We start from the raw sequence: 3,002 nt of genomic DNA on the forward strand, positions 1-3,002 counted from the left end.
GAACACGGCGTTGTAGGTGTTGGAACCAAGCCCGAATTCGGGGACGTTGGTCTTGCCGATGATAATGGCGCCGGCATTGCGGATGCGCTCGACGAAGAAATCGTCCTCCTGCGGCACGAAATCGGCGAAGATCGGCGAGCCGAAAGAGGTCCTGAGGCCCGTGGTCGAGGCGAGGTCCTTGATGGCCATCGGCAGGCCGAAGAGCGGGTTGGTTTTGGCTCGCGTTGGGCTGGCATCGGCCGCATCGGCTTCGCGCAGGATATCGGCGCGATCGCGCAAGGAGACGATGGCGTTGACCAGCGGATTGACCGCCTCGATGCGGTCGAGGAATGCCGCCACCACCTCGCGCACGCAAAGCTCCCTCTCCCGGATCGCGCCGGCGAGTTCGACTGCGGACAGGCGGCAGATGTCGCCTGCCGGTGGCACGGCATGTTTTGTTTGAGGACGCAGCATTTTAATGGGTTTCCTGCAGCGCCTGATCGACGTCTTTGGCGAGCGGGATCGCCGGTTGGGCGCCAGGTTTCAGGCAGGCCAGCGAGCCGGCCGCGCCGGCGCGCGCCAGCGCCTGTTCGAGCGTGAGGCCCGACGACAGGCTGGCGGCGAAATAGCCGCAGAACGTATCGCCGGCGCCGACCGTGTCGACGGGGACGATCTTGCGCGCAGCAACGGCCAGGAACTCGGTCGGTGTCGCCGCCATCACGCCATCGCCGCCGAGCGTGACGACGACGGTGCGGCCGGTCTTTCCGGCAAAGTCGCGCATGCGCACCGCCCGATCGCGGCCTTGCAGCGACAGCGCTTCGCCATACAGGTCGAACTCGGTTTCGTTGGCGACGACATAGTCGGCCTTGCCGAGAAAGCCGGCTGCTTGCGCCTGGAAAGGTGCTGTGTTGAGCACCGTGATGGCGCCGGCCGCCCTTGCCTGGTCGAGGGCGGCATCGACGGTGGCCAGCGGAATCTCATTTTGCAGCAGCACGACGTCGCCTTTTTTCAGAAAGGCCTTGGAGAGATCGCCGGGCACCACGGAAGCGTTGGCGCCCGGCACCACGGCGATGATGTTCTCGCCGTCGTCGGCGACCATGATCAGTGCCGTGCCGGTCGAGGCGTGAGTCTCGGCAACGCCGGACAGGTCGACCTTGCCGTCGCGCAGCAATGCCAGTGCCTCGGCGGCGAAGCTGTCCCTGCCGACGGCGCCGACCATGCGCACCGAGGCGCCGGCGCGTGCGGCGGCCAGGGCCTGGTTGGCGCCCTTGCCCCCGGGCGCGGTGGTGAAGGCCGAGCCGCCCACCGTCTCGCCGGGGCTCGGCAAGCGGTCGACCTTGGCGATAAGGTCGAGGTTGATCGAGCCGATGACGATAATCAAGCAGGGCCTCCTGGCAACGCAAATTCAAAATGCCGGAGCGTCTTCGTGCGTCCGGGCGAACGCAGATCGTTCCGATTGCGTGGAAGCTAACCTGTAAGGCCGCAGCTTGCCAGACCACGCGCATGGTCCAGCCCGATTTGAGTTGTCGCGGCCTTATTCGCAGCGCACGGTGACCGTGCCCTGATAGTTGCCGGCGGGAAAGATACCGCTCGACTTGGTGGCGGTGAGGTCGACCTGCATCGCGTGGGTGCCGTTGGCAACCCTCTGCGGCACACTTCCGTTGACATCGGCCCCCGAGCCATCGAGGCGGAAGACCGAAGCGAACGTCACGTTGGTGCCACCGCCGCTCGGCGCGGACGAGAATGCGGCAGGCGCCGGCGCCGAAACCGAATAGCAGTCAAGCAGGTTGAGTATTGAGCATAACAGGGAGCTTGCCACCACGGTGGCGCTGGCGCTCGATCCGCCTGCCTGTTTGGAGCCCAGTATGCTGATGGCGGGACTGGCCTTCATCGTTCCGGACGCCCCGACCATGATGGTGCAGGTGCCGATGATCGCCGCCTGCATCGGAAGGCAGGAACCGGCAAGTGCCGCCATCGCAAACAGCGCGCGGCTACTGCTTCTTCTTTTTCTTGCCATCGCCATTTCCGGTTCTGATGCTCCAGCCTTCGTTGGCCCACCCCGGTGATGCGGTCGCGGGAGCGGTGGCGGCAATACTCGCCGTCTGGCCGTCGGTGCCGAGGCCCATTTTGAGGAGCTTCAGCTCCAGCTGAAGGCGCTCGACCTCAAGCTCGTAGAGACGGCTGCAATCGACGCGCTTGGGCGTACGCCCGATGGGGATCACCACGCGGCCGTAAGTGGCGACATCATTGTCGGACTGGCTGTTGCCTCTGATGACGCCGAGATCGACATAGGCGCCGGAGCCGGAGACGGCGGAACGGCAAGTGGTGCCATCCGCGGCATGGACCTCGTCCTGGCCCTGGGGCAAGGTGACGCCGGGCAGGTTGAAGCCGCTTTCGTTCTGGTTGAGGTTGTAGACGTCCTCGGCCCCGGCCGGCGAGGCACCCGCCCAAACAGCCGCGAGCGCCAGTGTCAGGACTTGCGGCGCCCAAAAAACTTTCCGCATATCTGTGCCCTTATCTGCGTCTGTTGATTGGGAAAGGGGATGCTTTCGGTACAGATACGCACTTTACGCTCGGCAGCGCCGCCGAAAGGCACAACCACAAGGACAGAACGGGAGGCCTGGGAGGCCAGTTGGAAGACATTTGGAGAGACCCTGGCATCTACCGGCTGGAAATCCTGATCGTAGACGTGAATTTCGACCCGGATGTTGCGGTCGTAGGGATTGGCGGGGAAGACGCGAACCGCAAAGACGTCGGTGAAGCTGTTGATCTCGCCACGCATCGGCGACATCGACTGAGCCTTGGCGGCAACGGGCGCCAATCCGACGGCCAACGCCGTCGCCAGGATTCGAGCATGTTTCACGACCCCTCCTTCGCTCGCGTCATTCGCAGCGCAGCGTTACCGTTGCCTGATAATTGCCGTTGGCGAAGCGATTGCTGCCGCCCTTGGTTCCGGCAAGGTGAACCGAGACGAGATCTGCGCCGGGGGTGGTGATGCTGGTTGTCGAGCCGGTCTCGACGAT

The 3,002-nt window shown here is 64.6% G+C and carries 5 protein-coding genes; all 5 read right to left on the minus strand.

What is annotated here, in order from left to right; all coding sequences use genetic code 11:
- Positions 1–453: amidase family protein (locus ENZ75_RS26850; protein WP_245481251.1), on the minus strand; the 453-nt coding region annotated here is incomplete at its 3' end.
- A gap of 1 nt (position 454) precedes the next feature.
- Positions 455–1,360, minus strand: coding sequence for a ribokinase (locus ENZ75_RS26855; protein ID WP_063169004.1), 906 nt, complete (start codon positions 1,358–1,360; stop codon positions 455–457).
- A gap of 153 nt (positions 1,361–1,513) precedes the next feature.
- Entirely contained in the window at positions 1,514–1,996 is a 483-nt protein-coding gene (locus ENZ75_RS26860) for a hypothetical protein (RefSeq protein ID WP_027161333.1), read from the minus strand.
- The gene (locus ENZ75_RS26865; protein ID WP_027161334.1) at positions 1,971–2,483 is read right to left on the minus strand and encodes a hypothetical protein; all 513 of its coding nucleotides are present in this window, start codon (positions 2,481–2,483) and stop codon (positions 1,971–1,973) included. Before ENZ75_RS26865 ends, ENZ75_RS26860 begins: the two co-directional genes overlap by 26 nt.
- Complete coding sequence (locus tag ENZ75_RS26870) at positions 2,450–2,842, minus strand: hypothetical protein (protein ID WP_027161335.1); 393 nt, start codon at positions 2,840–2,842, stop codon at positions 2,450–2,452. The genes ENZ75_RS26865 and ENZ75_RS26870 overlap by 34 nt, the downstream gene beginning before the upstream one ends.
- Positions 2,843–3,002 lie beyond the last annotated feature (160 nt).

The sequence above is a fragment of the Mesorhizobium sp. M7A.F.Ca.CA.002.04.1.1 genome (assembly GCF_004022805.1).
Lineage (GTDB): Bacteria > Pseudomonadota > Alphaproteobacteria > Rhizobiales > Rhizobiaceae > Mesorhizobium > Mesorhizobium ciceri.